Origin of the sequence: Streptomyces sp. SKN60, from assembly GCF_026236535.1 — a bacterium.
GTDB lineage: Bacteria > Actinomycetota > Actinomycetes > Streptomycetales > Streptomycetaceae > Streptomyces.
On record NZ_JAHTMW010000002.1, the window covers coordinates 209,137 to 227,836 of the forward strand.

The 18,700-nt window shown below is 73.5% G+C and carries 12 protein-coding genes; 5 read left to right on the forward strand and 7 right to left on the reverse strand.

Annotation, left to right across the window (positions count from 1 at the left end):
- The first annotated feature begins 36 nt into the window (after window positions 1-36).
- Both KV205_RS04075 and KV205_RS04080 read left to right on the forward strand, forming a co-directional pair.
- Window positions 37-1,770, forward strand: a complete 1,734-nt coding sequence (locus tag KV205_RS04075; RefSeq protein WP_265862184.1) for an ABC transporter ATP-binding protein — start codon at window positions 37-39, stop codon at window positions 1,768-1,770.
- The gene (locus KV205_RS04080; RefSeq protein ID WP_265862185.1) at window positions 1,770-3,701 is read left to right on the forward strand and encodes an ABC transporter ATP-binding protein; all 1,932 of its coding nucleotides are present in this window, start codon (window positions 1,770-1,772) and stop codon (window positions 3,699-3,701) included. Before KV205_RS04075 ends, KV205_RS04080 begins: the two co-directional genes overlap by 1 nt.
- A gap of 16 nt (window positions 3,702-3,717) precedes the next feature.
- On the opposite strand, the gene KV205_RS04085 is transcribed toward KV205_RS04080, so the two are convergent.
- The 7 genes from KV205_RS04085 to KV205_RS04115 form a co-directional block, all read right to left on the reverse strand.
- Window positions 3,718-4,779, reverse strand: a complete 1,062-nt coding sequence (locus KV205_RS04085) for an RNA polymerase sigma factor (protein ID WP_308404050.1) — start codon at window positions 4,777-4,779, stop codon at window positions 3,718-3,720.
- Window positions 4,780-4,912: 133 nt separating this feature from the next.
- Entirely contained in the window at window positions 4,913-6,811 is a 1,899-nt protein-coding gene (gene dnaG / locus KV205_RS04090; protein ID WP_265862186.1) for a DNA primase, read from the reverse strand.
- Window positions 6,812-6,847: 36 nt separating this feature from the next.
- The gene (locus KV205_RS04095; protein ID WP_265862189.1) at window positions 6,848-8,110 is read right to left on the reverse strand and encodes an FAD-dependent oxidoreductase; all 1,263 of its coding nucleotides are present in this window, start codon (window positions 8,108-8,110) and stop codon (window positions 6,848-6,850) included.
- 151 nt (window positions 8,111-8,261) lie between these two features.
- Window positions 8,262-9,593 (reverse strand): deoxyguanosinetriphosphate triphosphohydrolase, encoded by a 1,332-nt coding sequence (locus tag KV205_RS04100; RefSeq protein ID WP_265862190.1) that lies wholly within the window; start codon window positions 9,591-9,593, stop codon window positions 8,262-8,264.
- 59 nt (window positions 9,594-9,652) lie between these two features.
- The gene (locus KV205_RS04105; protein ID WP_265862192.1) at window positions 9,653-13,180 is read right to left on the reverse strand and encodes an NB-ARC domain-containing protein; all 3,528 of its coding nucleotides are present in this window, start codon (window positions 13,178-13,180) and stop codon (window positions 9,653-9,655) included.
- 94 nt (window positions 13,181-13,274) lie between these two features.
- Window positions 13,275-14,054, reverse strand: coding sequence for a sirohydrochlorin chelatase (locus KV205_RS04110; RefSeq protein ID WP_265862723.1), 780 nt, complete (start codon window positions 14,052-14,054; stop codon window positions 13,275-13,277).
- A gap of 148 nt (window positions 14,055-14,202) precedes the next feature.
- A complete protein-coding gene (locus KV205_RS04115; RefSeq protein ID WP_265862725.1) occupies window positions 14,203-14,904 on the reverse strand; it encodes a hypothetical protein in 702 nt (233 codons plus the stop codon).
- Window positions 14,905-14,982: 78 nt separating this feature from the next.
- Between KV205_RS04115 and KV205_RS04120 the strand changes: the two genes are divergently transcribed.
- The 3 genes from KV205_RS04120 to KV205_RS04130 all read left to right on the forward strand — a co-directional run bounded on the left by KV205_RS04120 (window position 14,983) and on the right by KV205_RS04130 (window position 18,668).
- A complete protein-coding gene (locus tag KV205_RS04120; protein ID WP_265862193.1) occupies window positions 14,983-15,708 on the forward strand; it encodes an aquaporin in 726 nt (241 codons plus the stop codon).
- Window positions 15,709-15,739: 31 nt separating this feature from the next.
- A complete protein-coding gene (locus KV205_RS04125; RefSeq protein WP_265862194.1) occupies window positions 15,740-16,432 on the forward strand; it encodes a vancomycin high temperature exclusion protein in 693 nt (230 codons plus the stop codon).
- Window positions 16,433-16,571: 139 nt separating this feature from the next.
- Window positions 16,572-18,668 carry a molybdopterin oxidoreductase family protein gene (locus KV205_RS04130; protein ID WP_265862195.1) on the forward strand — a complete coding sequence of 699 codons (2,097 nt, stop codon included), beginning with the start codon at window positions 16,572-16,574 and terminating at the stop codon, window positions 18,666-18,668.
- Window positions 18,669-18,700 lie beyond the last annotated feature (32 nt).

Sequence of the window (18,700 nt, forward strand, 5' to 3'; positions counted from 1 at the left end):
CGTAACGTCTCGGGAGCGCGGGCGATAGTAGAACCCGTGCTCATAAGACTCCTCCGAACCTTCCTCGGGCCGTACAGAAAACCCATCGCCCTGCTCGTACTGCTGCAGCTGCTGCAGACCAGCGCCACTCTCTACCTGCCGACCCTGAACGCCGACATCATCGACAACGGTGTCGTGAACGGGGACACCGGCTACATCCTGCGGTTCGGCGCGCTGATGATCGGCGTGTCCCTCGTGCAGGTCGTCTGCAACATCGGGGCCGTGTACTTCGGTGCGCGGACCGCGGCCGCGCTCGGGCGGGACGTCCGGGCCGCGGTCTTCGGCCGTGTGCAGTCCTTCTCGGCCCGGGAGGTCGGACACTTCGGCGCGCCGTCGCTGATCACCCGCACCACCAATGACGTGCAGCAGGTCCAGATGCTGGTCCTGATGGCGTTCACCCTGATGGTCTCCGCGCCGATCATGTGTGTCGGCGGCATCATCATGGCGCTCGGCCAGGACGTGCCGCTGTCGGCCGTCCTGATCGCCGTCGTGCCGGTGCTCGGCATCGCGGTCTCGCTGATCGTGCGGAAGATGCGCCCGCTGTTCCGCACCATGCAGGAGCGGCTCGACACCGTGAACCGGGTGCTGCGCGAGCAGATCACCGGCAACCGGGTGATCCGCGCCTTCGTCCGCGACGGCTACGAGCGCGAGCGGTTCAAGGGCTCGAACGTCGAACTGACCGACGTGTCGATGTCCACCGGACGGCTGATGGCACTGATGTTCCCGACCGTGATGACGGTCGTGAACGTGTCGTCGATCGCCGTCGTCTGGTTCGGCGCGCACCGCATCGACAGCGGCGCGATGGAGATCGGCGCGCTGACCGCCTTCCTCGCGTATCTGATGCAGATCGTGATGGCCGTGATGATGGCCACCTTCATGTTCATGATGGTGCCGCGGGCCGAGGTGTGCGCCGAGCGCATCGAGGAGGTCCTGGCGACCGAGTCCAGCGTGGTGCCGCCGGCCGAGCCGGTGACCGCCCTGGCCCGGCACGGGCATCTGGAGGTCAGGAACGCGGACTTCCGCTACCCGGGCGCCGAGGAGTCGGTGCTGCGGGAGGTCGAGCTGGTCGCCCGCCCCGGCGAGACCACCGCGATCATCGGCTCGACCGGCTCCGGCAAGTCGACGCTGCTCGGCCTGGTGCCGCGGCTCTTCGACGTGACCGGCGGCGAGGTCCTGGTCGACGGCGTGGACGTGCGCGAGCTCGAACCGGGCCTGATGGCGCGGACGGTCGGCCTGGTGCCGCAGAAGCCGTATCTGTTCTCCGGGACGGTGGCGACCAATCTGCGGTACGGCAAGCCCGACGCGACCGACGAGGAGCTGTGGCACGCCCTGGAGGTGGCCCAGGCCAAGGACTTCGTGACCAAGCTGGAGGGCGGACTGAACGCGCCCATCGCGCAGGGCGGCACCAATGTCTCCGGCGGGCAGCGGCAGCGGCTCGCGATCGCCCGCACCCTGGTGCAGAAGCCGGAGATCTATCTCTTCGACGACTCCTTCTCCGCGCTCGACTACGAGACGGACGCGCTGCTGCGCTCCGCGCTCGCCGCGGAGACGGCCGAGTCGACCGTGGTCATCGTCGCCCAGCGGGTGTCGACGATCCGGGACGCCGACCGGATCGTGGTCCTCGACGAGGGCCGGGTGGTCGGCACGGGCCGGCACCACGAGCTGATGGCGGAGAACGAGACGTACCGGGAGATCGTGCTCTCCCAGCTGACCGAGGCGGAGGCAGCCTGATGGCCGGTCCTGGCGGACGAATGATGGCCGGCGCCGGCGGCCCGGACTCGAGGTCGATGGACTTCAAGGGTTCGGGCAAGCGGCTGCTCAAGCAGCTGGCGCCGGAGCGCGGCACGCTGTGGCTGATGCTGGTCGCCGGTGTGCTGTCGGTGGCGGCCTCGGTGGTCGGGCCGAAGATCCTCGGCAAGGCGACCGACCTGGTCTTCGCGGGCGTGGTCGGGCGGCAGATGCCCGAGGGCGCCACCAAGGAGCAGGCCCTCGCGGGGCTGCGCGCCAAGGGCGACGGCGGCATGGCGGACATGCTGTCCGGGGTGGACTTCACCCCGGGGCAGGGCATCGACTTCACGGCGGTCGGCGAGGTCCTCGGCATCGCGCTCGGCGTGTACGTGCTCGCCGGCCTGCTGATGCTGGTGTCGACCCGGATGTCGATCAAGGTGATCAACCGGACGATCTACCGGATGCGCGAGGACGTCCAGGCGAAGCTGTCGCGGCTGCCGCTGTCGTACTTCGACAAGGCCAAGCGCGGCGAGGTGCTCTCGCGGGCGACCAACGACATCGACAACATCTCGCAGACCCTCCAGCAGTCGATGGGCCAGCTGATCAACTCGCTGCTCACCATCGTCGGCGTGCTCGCGATGATGTTCTGGATCTCGCCGCTGCTCGCCCTGGTGGCGCTGGTCACGGTACCGCTGTCGGTGGTCGTGGCGACGAGGATCGGCAAGCGCTCGCAGCCGCACTTCGTGCAGCAGTGGAAGTCCACGGGCAGGCTCAACGCCCACATCGAGGAGATGTACACCGGGCACACCCTGGTGAAGGTCTTCGGGCGGCAGGACGAGTCCGCGCGGGACTTCCGCGAGCAGAACGAGGCGCTGTACGAGGCCGGGTTCAAGGCGCAGTTCAACAGCGGCGTCATGCAGCCGGTGATGCTGTTCGTGTCGAACCTGAACTATGTGCTCGTGGCCGTCGTCGGCGGTCTGCGGGTGGCCAGCGGCAGCCTGTCCATCGGTGACGTGCAGGCCTTCATCCAGTACTCCCGGCAGTTCTCGATGCCGCTGACGCAGGTCGCGTCGATGGCGAACCTGGTGCAGTCGGGCGTGGCCTCCGCCGAGCGGATCTTCGAGCTGCTCGACGCGGAGGAGCAGGAGCCGGACGCGCCGCACAGCGAGCAGCCGGCGGACCTCAAGGGCAAGGTGGCCCTAGAGGGTGTCTCCTTCCGTTACGAGGAGGACAAGCCGCTCATCGAGGACCTGTCGCTCTCGGTGGAGCCGGGGCAGACGGTCGCGATCGTCGGCCCGACCGGCGCCGGCAAGACGACGCTGGTGAACCTGCTCATGCGGTTCTACGAGGTGACCGGCGGCCGGATCACGCTGGACGGCACCGACATCGGGAAGATGTCGCGGGAGGACCTGCGCACCGGAATCGGCATGGTGCTGCAGGACACCTGGCTGTTCGGCGGCACCATCGCGGAGAACATCGCGTACGGCGCGACGCGCGAGGTGACCCGGGCGGAGATCGAGGAGGCGGCGAAGGCGGCCCACGCCGACCGCTTCATCCGCACCCTGCCCGAGGGCTACGACACCGTCATCGACGACGACGGCGCGGGCGTCAGCGCGGGCGAGAAGCAGCTGATCACCATCGCGCGGGCGTTCCTGTCCGACCCGGTGATCCTGGTCCTCGACGAGGCGACCAGCTCGGTCGACACCCGTACCGAGGTGCTGATCCAGAAGGCGATGGCGCGGCTCGCCCACGGGCGCACCTCCTTCGTGATCGCGCACCGGCTCTCCACCATCCGGGACGCGGACGTGATCCTGGTGATGGAGAACGGCTCGATCGTCGAGCAGGGCACGCACGAGGAGCTGCTGGCGTCGGGCGGTGCGTACGCGCGGCTGTACGCGGCGCAGTTCGCCCAGGCGGTCGCCGAGGTGGACTAGCCGGACGGCTGATCGGCTAGTCCAGATAGCCGCGCAGCTGGTCGGCGTAGGCATGGTCCCGCAGCTTGTTGAGGGTCTTCGACTCGATCTGGCGGATGCGTTCGCGCGTCACGCCGAAGATCCGGCCGATCTCCTCCAGGGTGCGGGGCCTGCCGTCGTCCAGGCCGTAGCGGAGCTGGACGACCTTGCGCTCGCGTTCGCCGAGGGTCGAGAGCACGGCCTCCAGGTGCTGGCGCAGCAGCAGGAAGGCGGCGGACTCGACGGGGGACGCGGCGTCGCCGTCCTCGATGAGGTCGCCGAGGGCGACGTCCTCCTCCTCGCCGACGGGGGCGTGCAGCGAGACCGGCTCCTGGGCGAGCCGCAGCACCTCGCCGACCCGTTCGGGGGCCAGGTCGAGCTGGGCGGCGACCTCTTCGGCGGTGGGTTCATAGCCGCGTTCCTGGAGCATCCGGCGCTGGACGCGGACGACCCGGTTGATGAGTTCGACGACGTGCACGGGGACGCGGATGGTCCGGGCCTGGTCGGCGAGGGCCCGGGACATCGCCTGGCGGATCCACCAGGTCGCGTACGTGGAGAACTTGTAGCCGCGTGCGTAGTCGAACTTCTCCACGGCCCTGATGAGGCCGAGGTTGCCCTCCTGCACCAGGTCGAGCATGGTGAGGCCGCGTCCCACGTACCGTTTGGCGACGGAGACGACGAGCCGCAGGTTGGCCTCGATGAGCCGGCGTTTGGCGATCCGGCCGAGGACCACGATCCGGTCCAGGTCGAGCGCCAACTGGGAGTCGAGGTCGGGGGTGTTGGCGAGCTTCTCCTCGGCGAAGAGCCCGGCCTCGACCCGGCGGGCGAGCTCGACCTCCTCCTCTGCGGTGAGCAGCGGCACCCGGCCTATCTCGCGCAGGTACTGCCGGAAGAGATCGGAGGAGGGTCCGTTGCCGCCGAGGTCGACGCGGCGGCGCTGGGCGGGCACGGCCTCGGGTTCCTGCTCAACGGCGACGAGTTCGAGCGGGGAGGGTTCGAGCGGAGACGGTTCGCCCGGGGGCGGTTCGGTCACGGCGAGGGTCTGGGGCTGGGTCTGCACGGGGGGCGACCTCCAGGACGGGATGACACCGTCCGCTCAGTGTGTCGCACGACACAACACCGCCACGAGGGGCGTGCGGTGACTTTTTGAGTTCGCCGGGTGACCGAACGTCAGGACGGGCCGTCGGCCGGGCTCAGAGCGCGGCCGCGCCGTGGTTGCGCAGCGACTGCCCGTACTGGGTGAGCACCCACAGCTCGTTCTGCACGGCGGCCAGCTGGGCGGGGTCGCCGTGCGGACCGAGCCGGGCCAGGGTGCCCTGGACGTCGCGGATGCGCCGGTCGACGGCCCGGAGCCGTACGGTCACCAGCTGGTCGCCCGCGTACGCCTCGTCGACGATCTTCGCGAAGATCACCTCGACGGCGAGCTCGGTGACGAGGGCGCGCACGGTGTCGTCCGGGGCGGCCTCGCGGACCGCGTCGAGATAGTCGGCGGGCGCGTCGGTGGCGCCGCCCGCGTCCATGACGCACTGGCGGACGGCCGCGTAGGGCGGGGCGGTGAACTCGTCCACCCCGTACGCGTCGAAGGCCGGGGAGACCAGCTCCGGGCGCTGGAGGGCGAGCTTGAGCAGCTCGCGCTCGGTGCGGTGGGCGGGGCTGCGCAGATTGAGCGCGGGGCCGGCCGGGGCGGTGGGGGCCTGGATGCCGGCGGGGTCGTACGGCCGGCGCCGGTCGCCGCGGCGGTCCGGCTCCTTGCCGCCGCCACCGCGCTGCCAGCGGGCGATCTGGGCGACCCGGCGGACCACGAACTGGGTGTCGAGGATGCCGAGCATGCCGGCGAGCTGGACGGCGACCTCGTGCTGCGAGGCCACGTTCTTGATCCGGGCGACGATCGGGGCGGCCTCGTCGAGCGCGGCGGCCCGGCCGGACGGGATCTCCAGGTCGTACCGCCGCACGATCTGGCGGAGCGCGAACTCGAACAGCGGGACGCGCGGCTCGACGAGGTCGGCGACGGCCTCGTCGCCCTTGGCGAGGCGCAGTTCGCAGGGGTCCATGCCGTCGGGGGCGATGGCGATGTACGTCTCGGCGGCGAACTTCTGGTCGTCCTCGAAGGCGCGCAGGGCGGCCTTCTGGCCGGCGGCGTCGCCGTCGAAGGTGAAGATGACGCGTGCCGAGCCGTTGTCCATGAGGAGGCGGCGCAGGATCTTGATGTGGTCGCCGCCGAAGGCGGTGCCGCAGGTGGCGATGGCGGTGGGGACGCCGGCCAGGTGGCAGGCCATGACGTCGGTGTAGCCCTCGACCACGACGGCCCGGCTGACCTTGGCGATGTCCTTCTTGGCCAGGTCGATGCCGTAGAGCACCTGGGACTTCTTGTAGATCGGCGTCTCGGGCGTGTTGAGGTACTTGGGCCCGTTGTCGTCCTCGCGGAGCCGGCGGGCGCCGAACCCGACGACATCGCCGCCGACGTCCTTGATCGGCCACATCAGGCGGCCGCGGAAACGGTCGATGGGGCCGCGGCGGCCGTCCTGGGAGAGGCCGGAGAGGATCAGCTCGCGGTCGGTGAAGCCCTTGCCGCGCAGGAAGCGGGTGAGGTGGTCCCAGCCGGCCGGGGAGTAGCCGACACCGAAGTGCTCGGCGGCGGCCTGGTCGAAGCCGCGCTCGGCGAGGAACTTCCGGCCGATCTCGGCCTCGGCGGAGCCGAGTTGCTCCGCGTAGTACTGGGCGGCGATCTTGTGGGCGTCGACAAGGCGGGTGCGTTCGCCGCGCTGGTGGCCGGGGTTGTAGCCGCCCTCCTCGTAGCGCAGGGTGATGCCCGCCTTGGCGGCGAGGCGCTCGACCGTCTCCGAGAAGGAGAGGTGGTCGATCTTCATCACGAAGGCGATCGTGTCGCCGCCCTCCTGGCAGCCGAAGCAGTGGAACAGGCCCTTGCTGGGGCTGACCTGGAAGGAGGGCGACTTCTCGTCGTGGAAGGGGCAGAGGCCCTTGAGGTTGCCGCCGCCCGCGTTGCGGAGCTGGAGGTACTCGGACACGACGGCGTCGATCGGGACCGCGTCCCGTACCGCCTTCACGTCGTCATCGTTGATCCTGCCTGCCACGGATGAATTCTACGGGGCCGGGCCACCGTTCCAGAGTCACGGAACCAGGCTCTCCAGGTCGACCGAGGCGTCCGCGAGGCGCTCCGGATCCACCTGGGCCCGGGACCGGATGAGCTTCTGGACGGGCTCTGTGACGTCCCACACATTCACGTTCATGCCCGCGATCACCCGGCCCTCCTTCAGCCAGAAGGAGATGAACTCGCGCTTGCCGGTGTCGCCGCGGACCACGACCTGGTCGTACGAGCCGGGCGGCGCCCAGCCGGAGTACTCCATGCCCAGGTCGTACTGGTCGGAGAAGAAGTACGGCACGCGGTCGTACGACACGTGCTGCCCGAGCATCGCGCGGGCGGCGGCCGGGCCGCCGTTGAGGGCGTTGGCCCAGTGCTCGACGCGGATCCGGTGGTGCAGCGAGGGGTGGTGGAAGGCGGCCACGTCGCCGGCCGCGAAGATGTCGGGGTCGGAGGTGCGCAGCGACTCGTCGACGGCCACGCCGCCGCCGTCGGCGCGGTCGACGAGGGCGAGCCCGGCGTTCTCGGCGAGGGCGGTGCGCGGGGCGGCGCCGATGGCGACGAGGACGGCGTGGGCGGGGTGCTCGTCGCCGTCGTCGGTGCGGACCGCGAGGACCATGCCGTCCTGTCCGGTGATCTCGGCGAGCCGGGCGCCGAAGTGGAAGCGGACGCCGTGGTCGGTGTGCAGGTCGGCGAAGAGCTGGCCGAGCTCGGGGCCGAGGACCCGGTGCAGCGGGGTGGGGTCGGCCTCGACGATCGTGACCTCGACGCCGTACCCACGGGCCGCAGAGGCGACCTCCAGGCCGATCCAGCCGGCGCCGGCGATGACCAGCTGGCCGTTCTCCCGGCCGAGCTTCCGGAGCTCGTCGCGGAGCCGCTCGGAGTGGGCGAGCCGGCGCAGATGGTGGACGCCGGCCAGGTCGGTGCCGGGGAGGTCGAGGCGGCGCGGCTCGGCGCCGGTGGCGAGGAGCAGCTTGTCGTAGCGGATGACGGTGCCGTCGCCGAGGCGGACGGTGTGCGCCTCGCGGTCGACGGCGGTGACGGTCTGGCCGAGGTGCAGCTCGACGTCGGCCTGGGCGTACCAGGCGGGCTCGTGGACGAAGACGGAGTCCCGTTCCTCCTTGCCGTTCAGATAGCCCTTGGAGAGCGGGGGGCGTTCGTAGGGGTGCTCGCGTTCGTCGCCGATGAGGATCACCCGGCCGTTGAACCCCTCGTCGCGCAGCGTCTCCGCCGCCTTGGCCCCGGCCAGGCCCCCGCCGACGATGACAAAGGTCTGATCTGCGTCGACCACGTTGATTCCTCCTCGTTTCGACCGGTTCCCTACGCTACGCCCCTGGGCGGGGCCGGGGCCGTACCGCCTCGGGGCATGCATGCGAGGGTCCCGCAACGGCCGGGAAGACGAAAGGGGGCGAACGGCCCCCGCGCACGGCCCCTCAGGCCCGTCAGGCCCTCGGGGGGCGCAGGCGGGCGTGCAGGGTGCGGGCGGAGGCGTCGGTGAGGGAGGCGATCTGGTCGACGATCACCCGCTTGCGGGCACGGTCGTCGGGCGCGCCGACGAACAGCGCCCGGAACTGGGGTTCGAGCCCTTCGGGCGCGCGGGCGGCGAGGTCCTCGGCGAGCTCGGCGAGCACGATGCGCTGGTCGGCCCGGAGCGCCTCCTGCTCGGCGCGCTGCATCACGTACCGGTCGGCGACGGCCTTGAGGACGGCGCACTCGTTGCGGGTCTCGCGGGGGACGACCAGCTCGGCCGCGTACCGGGTCAGCCGGCCCGATCCGAACGCCTCCCGGGTCGCGCCCTCGGCGGCGAGGCAGAAGCGCCCGATGAGCTGGCTGGTGGCGTCCTTGAGGCGGGCCTGGGCGACCGCCGAGCCGTCGTACCCGTGCGGCCACCACTCCTGGTCGAGCAGCCGGTCGAGGGCGTCGGCGAGCTCCTGCGGATCGGTGTCCTCCGGTACGTAGCGCCCGCGGGCGACCGCCCAGATGTCGGCCCGCTCGGGCTCGGCCAGCAGCAGGTTGGGGTCGATGTGCCCGGCGTGCAGCCCGTCCTCGACATCGTGCACCGAGTACGCCACGTCGTCGGACCAGTCCATGACCTGCGCCTCGAAGCACTTGCGGTGCCCGGGCGCGCCCTCCCGGATCCAGGCGAAGACCGGCAGGTCGTCCTCGTACACCCCGAACTTCGGCGAACCGGGGTCGGTGGGGTGCCCGCCGCGCGCCCACGGGTACTTGGTGGCGGCGTCGAGCGCGGCCCGGGTGAGGTTGAGCCCGACGCTGACGGGCTCGCCGGTGACGGGGTCGGTGACGAAGCGCTTGGGCTCGATCCGGGTGAGCAGCCTGAGCGACTGCGCGTTCCCCTCGAAGCCGCCGCAGTCCTTCGCCACGTCGTTGAGCGCCTGCTCGCCGTTGTGCCCGAACGGCGGGTGCCCCATGTCGTGCGCGAGGCACGCGGCCTCGACGAGGTCGGGGTCGCAGCCGAGCGCCGCCCCGAGCTCGCGCCCCACCTGGGCGCATTCGAGCGAGTGGGTGAGCCGGGTGCGGGGGCTCGCGTCCCACGCGTGGCTGCGCGTCCCGGGGGTGACCACCTGCGTCTTGCCCGCGAGCCGCCGCAGCGCGGCGGAATGCAGCACCCGGGCCCGGTCACGCTGGAAGGCGGTGCGCCCGGGGCGTTTGTCGGGCTCGGGGGCCCAGCGTTCGAGAGCGGCGGCGTCGTAGCCGGGGGTGTCGGGGGTGAGGCCTGGAGTGGCGGGGCTCGTGGGTTCGGTGATGCCTTCCATGTCCCGAAGGTAACGGGCGGGACGGACAAGTGGGGCGATGGCGCGACGCGGAACGCCGCTCAGGCGCGGAACTCGTAGACGTACAGGCCGCGTTCGCCGACGGCGACGAGTCCCCTGCCGTCGGGGAGCCAGGCACAGGAGGCGAACGGCGTTTCGGCGCGGACACCGGTGACGGTGCGGCCGGAGGCGGCGTCCCAGACACGGAGCATGGCGCCGGCGGTCGCGATCCACTTCCCGTCGGGGGAGACGGAGAGCCCGTCGACCGGGCCGCCAGGGTCGGTGAGGGAGGCGAGGAGGGCGCCGGTGCGGGGGTCCCAGTGGCTGACGGTGCCGGTGGAGGAGGCGGTGAGGAGACGCGTGCCGTCGGGGGTGGGGGCGAGGGCGGTGAGCCTCTCACCGGAGTGGATCTCGACCTGGCGGGTGGCGGCGGTCCGGTCCGCCGCGAGGTGGACCACGTGCACCAGGGAGGCGTCACCCGTCGCGCGGGACGGCCCCCGGCGCAGCACGGCGACCCAGGACCCGTCGCGCGCGACGACGACCGCCTCCGCTCGCCCGGCGGTGGCCCGAGGGCCCGGAAGGGCGGCGGTCCGGCGCTCCGGGAAGCAGTCCCACAGCTGGAGGGAGCCTTCGGAGTCCGCGACCGCGAGCCAGGTGCCGTCGGGTGCCACGGCCAGGGCGTGCGCCGAGGTGCCGACGCCGATGTCGAGATCGGCGACGGACACCCCCGTTGGTCCGAGTTGTCCGGCGGTGGTCATGATCCGGACCCCGTACCCGTCCCGGACGACCGCCGCGCACCACCTGCCGTGCGGGGCGAAGGCGACCGGCCCGTCGTGTTCTCCGTCGAGCGAGGCCAGCGGGCTGCTCCAGTCCTCGCCCTCCGCGTCGCAGAGCCGCGTCCGTCCGTCCGTGTGCCCGACGGCCAACCGTCCTGCGTCGCCCACGACCGTGACCGTCCGCATTCCCCCGCCGTCGCGGGACGCCGGTCGCGCGAGTTCCCGGCTGTCCCAGACCCGCACCGCGCCGTCCTCCCCGGCGCTGACGAGTTGGTCGCCGTACGGTGTGACGGCGACGGCGTGGACCGCGCCCTGGTGAGCGCTGTAGCGGGCGCGACAGGCGCCCGTCGTCCGGTCCCAGACCGCGACGGAGCCGTCCTCGCCACCGCTGACCAGCCAGGTCCCGTCGGGCGAGACCGCCACGGCGGTGGCGGGGCCGCTGTGCGCGGAGATCTGCGACGTGCGAAGGGGCGGCGTCTCGTCCCAGATCTGGAGCACCCCGTTCGCCTCGGCCGTGACCATCCAGCTGCCGTCCCGCGCGATGGCGATGGCGTTCACGGGCGCTCCGGCCGTGAGGCCGCGGCGCTCCACGCGGGCGAGGTCCGAGGACATCAACGTGACGTGCCGGCGGCCGCCGGCGGCCAGCCATCCGCCGCCGGGGGCGAAGGCCACGCAGGTGTACTCGTCGCCCCGCTCCGGGACGACCTGGGCGAGGTGGTTCCCGCTCCGGGCGTCCCAGAACTCCAGGGTGCCGTCCGTGGCGACGGTCGCGATGCAGCTCCCGGAGATCGCCAGGGCGCGCACCGACGCCCGGCGGCCTCCGACCGGCCCGAGGGTGCGGACCGGCGGGGTGGCCCGGTCCGGGCTCCAGGTGTGGAAGGTACGGCCGGTCCCGCCCGTCGCCAGCCGGGTGCCGTTCGGGGCGACCGCGAGGACCCGGAAGCGGCCGCCCCGGACGTCGAGGGCGAACTCGCCGCCGCTGTCCGGGTCGAGCCCGCGGGCCATGCCGTCGGCTCCGACGGTGACGAGCGAGGTGCCGTCCGGCGTGACCCCGACGGACCATACGGGCCCGGTATGGCCGAGGAAGGTGCGGAGCAGGGCCGGTTCGGGCAGGTCAGGCGGGGTACTGCGGTGGATCAGCAGGGGCCGGGACGCGAACGCGGGGTCCAGCCGGCGGGCGGCGATCAGGCCGCTCCAGAGGGGCAGCCACTCCAGGCGGCCGTGCAGGACGTCGGTCAGGAGCTCCGGCGGATCGGTCGGCGTCAGGAGGTGGGCGGCGCGGGTGAGGTCGTCCGCCATGCCCGCGGCCATGCCGGTGGGGACGTCGAACAGGTCCGCCCAGGCCGCCATGGGGCCTCGCTGGTGGAGCCGGGTCTCGATCCAGCGCAGGTCGGTCGCGACACGTTCCGCATCCTGCGTACGGCCGGCGGCGAGGAGGTGCTCGATCGCGTGGTCCAGGACGTAGCCCCGGACGTCGTCGCCGGGGTTCCAGGGCGTGCGGCCCCAGGTGTCGGCCAGGGTGCCGTGCAGGGCGGTCGCCGCCGGATCGCCCAGCTCCTTGTGCAGATAGTCGCGGAGCACGTCGTGGAGGGTGACGCGGCCTCCGTGGCCCGGGGTGAGCGAGACGAGGGACAGGCGGTCGAACTCGACGCACAGCGACCTGGCCTCGGCCTCGGTCAGGCCGCCGGTGGCCGCCCACAGACGGGCGACCAGCGGGACGGGGATCGACTCGTCCTCCGCGAAGACGGCGAGTTCCGCGAGGCGTCGGGCGCCGCCCGGGGGCAGCAGGGTCCTGGCGGCCTCGACGGTCGCCCGTACCGCCTGGGCACGGCGCGCCGGATCGTCCAGGTCGAACGGGGCGGTGTCCCCGTCCACGGCGGCCGGACCATGGGCGCCCAGGTCGCGGAGGGCCTCCGCCGCCGCCTCGGCCGGGTCGGTGCCGGTGGAGGTCCGGCGGGTGATCAGACGGTTGGTGAGGCGCAGCAGGAGGGCCCAGCGGCCGGTGGCCTCCAGCAGGTCCCGGACGAGGGTCTCGGGGAGCGCGGGCAGCTCCCAGGTGAGGACGGCGCGGGCCTGGTCGGGTGTCATCTGGTCGACCCGGACCCGCTCCGTGCCGCGCGGCAGGGCGCCGGGGACGCGGGTGGTGACGAGGCGGACGCAGCGGGCGCCGCCGCGCAGGAAGGGTTCGAGCTGTTCGGCGTCCCAGACGTCGTCGATGAGGAGCAGGGTGCGCGGCCGCTGGTCGAGGAGCCGGCCAAGGTGGTCGCCGGCGAGGCCGGGGTCGTCGAAGGCGGTGGTGTCACCGGTGATGAAGCGCGTCGCCTCGGCCACCTTCGCCGCGATCGCGGCGCGGCCCCGGACGTCGCGGCCGATGGTGACGGTGTAGACGCGGCCCCGGAAACGCCGCCGTACCCGGGGGCTCGCGGCCACCGCCCGGGCGAGGACCGTCTTGCCGAAGCCGCCCGCGCCCTCGAGTGAGGTGGTGATGGCGACCGTACGCCCGCGGCAGACCGCTTTGACGGTGCGGGCGCGTTCGGCGCGGTCGACGACCCAGTCCGGGACGGGCTGCACGGACGGCGGAGGCTGGTCGCCCGTCGCCCCGGGGCCCCGCTCCTGCCGCCAGGCCATGGCGACGGCGACGAGCACGGCGACGGCCGCGAGTCCGGCCACCCACCACCAGGGCTGCTGCCGGATCCGGTCGAGGGCTCCGGGCCAACGGGCGTCGGAGGTGGCGGCGTTGGCCGCGAGCGAGGCCAGCACGGCGACGACCGCGGCGATTCCGGCCAGCGACACACCCTTGACGACACCGCGCACTGGTCACCCCCTTGTCCCGACTGCCCGACGATAACCGGGAGTTGGGGGACGAGAGAGGAATTCGGCCGGGCGGCGCGACTCGGACCGGGTCGCGTCAGCCGAGGGCGCCGGCGAGCTCCGGGCGCCGGCTGCGGGCCAGCGCCTCGTCGTAGCGGTGCAGGACCAGGCGGGCCAGGGCCGGGTGGGGGCCGAGGGGGGCGGCGGCGAGCCAGGGGGCCTGGGCGGCGGCGCGGGTGGCGAAGCGGCCGGGGGCGGTGAAGCAGGAGGCCACGGCGACGCGGTGGCGGCCGCGGGCGGCGAGGGCGCGGACGGCCTCGGGGACGGTGGGGGCGGCGGCGGAGGTGTAGGCGGGGAGGACGGGGACGCCGCCGAGGCGTTCGCCGAGCAGCGCGGCGATCCGGCGGATGTCGGCGGCGGAGTCGGGGTCGCGCGAGCCCGCGGAGGCGAGGACCACCCCGGTGGCGGGCGAGGATCCGTCCTCGGGGGCCCAGCCGGCCTCGGCGAGGCGGTCGGCGAGGGCCTCGACGAGGAGGGGGTGCGGGCCGAGGGGCGCGGCGATCCGGGCGCGGCGGGCGGGGGCGGCGGCGAGCGCGGCGGGCAGGTCGTGCTTGACGTGGTACCCGCGGGCGAAAAGCAGCGGGACGAGGACGGCGTCGCCGCCCGACCCCGCGAGTCCGGCCAGGACCTCGGTGAGCAGCGGCGCGTTCAGCTCGATGTGCGCGAGGCGTACATCGAGGCCGGGCCGCAGCTCGCGCACCCGGTCGAGCAGCGCGCGGAGCGTCGCCGCGGCCCGGGGGTCGCGGCTGCCGTGGCCGACGGCAATCAGGGTGGGGGTGTCGGCGGCGCCCCGCCGCGCGAGGATGCGGCCGAGCATCCCGGCGGCGGTGCTGTCGAACCCGGTGCTGTCGGACGTCGTGCTGTCGAAGGTGTCGGCGTCCGGCTCGTACGTCGTCATGGGCCGATGTTTCACGGGGCACGTTGCCTGGCCGTTTCGCCGGGGTCACGGCTCGTTGGCGCCCCGCTCACCGCGCCAGCCACACCCGCAGCGGCCCGAGCGTCCCGAAGCCCGCAGCGAGCGCCGCGTCCAGGTCCTCGCCCGATTCGTAGCCGACGACCGGGAGGCCGGGGGCGGCGTGGGCGAGGGCGCCTGTCCAGGCGTACGAGGCGGGGACGCCGTCCGCCGTGAAGAGGTTGGAGACCCCGGTGACGCCGGCGGACTCGGTGAGGACGGCGCCGCCGAGGATCCGGCCGTCGGCGGCGTGACCCGCGACGATCGTGGTCGTCGGGTCGGCGAGGAGTGCGGGCCGGAAGAGGGCGGCCTCGTCGGCGTCGCCGCCGCTCCAGGCGAGGGCCCAGGCGGCGAGGTCGTCGGGGGTACGGACCGGGCGCCAGCCCTCGGCCGGCGGCGGGGACACGGGGGCCGGGCGGTGGATCCACTGGGCCTCGAAGAGGAGGCGGAAGCCCTCGGCGGCGAGGTCGAGCCGGGCGTGGCTGTCCTTGACGGAGGCGCCGGGGGCCGTGCGGTCGATGCCGGGCAGCAGGTCCGCGGCGGTCGCGTCCTCGGTCAGGGTCACGGCGTCCGGGTAGTAGAGCGGGGCGCGGCGCGGGCTGGTCCAGGCCCGGGGGCCGAAGGTGCCGGTCAGGCCGTGGGCGCGGCACATGACGGCGCACCAGTCGGCGTTGTTGCGGACGGCGTGGGCGAGGAGCTCGGCTTCGGTGATCATCACCGGCGGATCGTACGGACTCCGTACCCCTCTCCTCCCCTCTTTTTTCGTTCCGAATCACGGAATATCTTTTCCGCTATGAGAATGTCCCCGGCGTCGCTCCCCCGACGCGCCCTCGCCGAGTTCACCGGCACCGCCGCACTCGTCGCCGTCATCGTCGGCTCCGGCCTCCGCGCCGACTCCCTCAGCCAGGACATCGGGGTCCGGCTGATCGCCAACGCCGCAGCCTCCGCCATCGGCCTCGGCCTGCTCATCGCGCTCATCGGCCCGCTCTCCGGCGCCCACTTCAACCCGGTCGTCACCCTCTCCGAGTGGTGGACCGGCCGCGCCAGGAACGGCGGCCGCGAGGCCCTCGCCTACATCGCCGCGCAGCTCGGCGGCGCCGTCACGGGCGCGCTGCTCGCCGAGGCGATGTTCGGCCGCGCCCCCGGCGCCGGCCTCGCCACCGCACAGCGCGCCGAGCTCCACCTGCTCCTCGGCGAGGCCGTCGCGACCGGCGGCCTCGTCCTCGTCGTCCAGGGCCTGCGCCGCATCGGACGCCCCTCGCTCGCCCCGGTCGCCGTCGCCGGCTACATCGGCGCGGCCATCTGGTTCACCTCCTCCGGCTCCTTCGCCAACCCTGCGGCCACCGTCGGCCGGGCCTTCTCCGACTCCTTCACCGGCATCGCCCCCGGCTCCGTGCCCGCCTTCGCCGCCGCCCAGCTCCTCGGGATGCTGCTCGGCATGGGCGTCTCCGTACTCCTGTACGGATCGGACCGGGCCGCGAGCGAACCGAAACCCGCCGAATCGCGTCGGACGGAGTGACCGCTTCTTCCCGACCACGGAGGTCCACCCGATGCGCGGCGTACGTCTGCCCCGCCTCCCCCGCACCACCCGGGGGCGCCGCCGCGCCGTCCAGGCCCTCATGCTCGGGGCGGTGCTCGCCCTCGCGCCCGCCACCTGGATGCGGGTCACGACCGAGGACCGGCTGCGCACCACGGCGGACGTGCCCGCGCAGGACGTGGCCGTGGTGTTCGGCGCCGGCCTGTGGAAGGGCCGCCCCACCCCGTACCTCGCGCACCGGCTCGACACCGCCGCCGAGCTCTACCGCGACGGCAAGGTCAAGGTCCTCCTCGTCACCGGCGACAACAGCCGCACCGAGTACGACGAGCCGAGCGCCATGCGGACGTACCTGGCCAAGCGCGGGGTGCCGGACGACAAGGTCGTCAGCGACTACGCGGGCTTCGACACCTGGGACTCCTGCGTCCGCGCCAAGAAGATCTTCGGCGTCGACCGGGCGGTCCTGGTCACCCAGGACTTCCACATCAAGCGGGCGGTCGCGCTGTGCGGGGCGGCGGGCGTGGAGTCGTACGGGGTCGGGGTCGGCGAACCGAAGGACGCCACCTGGTACTACGGCACCACCCGCGAGCTCGCCGCCGCCGGCAAGGCCGCGCTCGACGCGGCGCTCCGCCCCGACCCGCGTTTCCTCGGCGAGCGCGAGGACGGCGTGACGAAGGCGCTGGCGGCGCCGCCCCGTACGGACGGCTGACCGGCGGGGCCTGTCGTCCGGCCCACCGCCCCGGCCCGCCGCCGCCTCACCCCGTGCGCGTTACGGGCAGGAGCGCACGGCACCCCGCCCGTAATGCGGGGCGAGCACGCCCGTAACACTCCCGTCGCATCCTCGGACCATGTCCGAGGTCACCACCGTTCCCACGGTTCCCACGCACTGCCCCTACTGCGCGCTGCAGTGCGGCATGAACCTGCGGCCCACCGCCGCGGGCGCGCTGCCGGCCGAGGTGGTCGACCGGCCGGACTTCCCCGTGAACCGGGGCGCACTCTGCGGCAAGGGCCGCACCGCGCCCGCCGTGCTCTCCTCCCGGGTCCGGCTCACCGAGCCCCTGGTCCGCTGCCCTGACACGGGGGCGCTGGAGCCCGCGACCTGGGAGGAGGCCCTGTCCGCCGTCGCCGAGGGGCTGAGCCGTACCCGCGCCGGCCACGGCGCCGATGCCGTGGGGGTCTTCGGCGGCGGCGGCCTCACCAACGAGAAGGCGTACGCGCTCGGCAAGTTCGCCCGGCTCGTCCTCGGCACCTCGCAGATCGACTACAACGGCCGCTTCTGCATGTCGTCGGCGGCCGCCGCCCACCAGCGGGCCTTCGGGCTCGACCGGGGCCTGCCCTTCCCCCTGGAGGACATCCCGAAGACCGGCTGCGTGATCCTCGTCGGCTCCAACCTCGCCGAGACCATGCCGCCCGCGCTGCGCTACCTCACCGAGCTCAAGGCCAACGGCGGCAAGCTGATCGTCGTCGACCCGCGCCGCACCCGCACCGCCGAACAGGCCGACCTGCACCTCGCACCGCGCCCCGGCACCGACCTCGCGCTCGCCCTCGGCATGCTGCACCTGGTCGTCGCCGAGGGGCGGGTCGACGAGGAGTTCGTGGCCGCGCGTACGGAGGGCTGGGCCGAGGCGCGGGCCGGGGCGATGTCCCACTGGCCCGAGCAGGTGGAGCGGATCACCGGCGTGCCGGTGCCCGAACTCCGCGAGGCGGTACGGATGTTCAGCGAGGCCGGGACCGGCATGGTGCTCACCGCGCGCGGCCCCGAGCAGCAGTCCAAGGGCACCGACACCGTCGGCGCCTGGATCAATCTGTGCCTGGCCACCGGCAAGGCCGGCCGCCCGCTGTCCGGCTACGGCTGCCTCACCGGCCAGGGCAACGGCCAGGGCGGCCGCGAGCACGGCCAGAAGGCCGACCAGCTGCCCGGCTACCGCAAGCTCGACGACCCCGCCGCCCGGGCGCACGTCGCCGGGGTGTGGGGGGTCCCGCCGGAGTCCCTGCCCGGGCCCGGGCGCAGCGCGTACGAACTCCTCGACGCGCTCGGCCGGGACGTGAAGGCCCTCCTCCTCATGGGCTCCAACCCCGTCGTCTCCGCCCCGCGCGCCGCGCACGTCGAGGAGCGGATCCGCGCCCTGGACTTCCTGGCCGTCGCCGACGTCGTCCTCTCCGAGACCGCGGCGCTCGCCGACGTCGTCCTGCCCGTCACCCAGTGGGCCGAGGAGACCGGCACCACCACCAACCTGGAGGGCAGGGTGCTGCTGCGCCGCCGGGCCCTCACCCCGCCGCCCGGGGTCCGCAGCGACCTGGAGGTGCTGCACGGGCTCGCGGCGCTGCTCGGCTGGGAGAAGGGCTTCCCCGCCGACCCTGAGGAGGTCTTCGGCGAGCTGCGGCGCGCCTCGGCGGGCGGCCCGGCGGACTACTCCGGGATCAGCTACCGCCGGATCGAGGAGGAGCAGGGCGTGTTCTGGCCCTGCGCCGACGAGGGCCACGCCGGCACCCCGCGGCTCTTCCTGGACCGCTTCGCCACGCCCGACGGCCGGGCCCGTTTCGTGCCGGTCGTGCACCGGGCGGCGGCCGAGGAGACGGACGCCGACTACCCGGTGGTGCTGACCACCGGCCGGGTCGTCGCCCAGTACCAGTCCGGCGCGCAGACCCGGCGGGTCGACGAGCTGAACGCCGCCGCGCCCGGCCCGTTCGTGGAGCTGCACCCGCGGCTCGCCGAGCGGCTCGGGGTCGCGGAGGGCGAGGCCGTGGCCGTGGTGTCGCGGCGCGGGCGGGCGGTCGCGCCGGCCCGGATCACCGCCGCGATCCGCCCGGACACCGTCTTCATGCCCTTCCACTGGCCGGGCGAGGGCCGCGCGAACACGCTCACCAACCCGGCGCTCGACCCGGTGTCGAAGATGCCCGAGTTCAAGGTGTGCGCGGTCCGCCTGGAGCGCGCCGCCCCCTGAAAACCCCCTGCGCCGAGGGCTAGGGCCTGCCC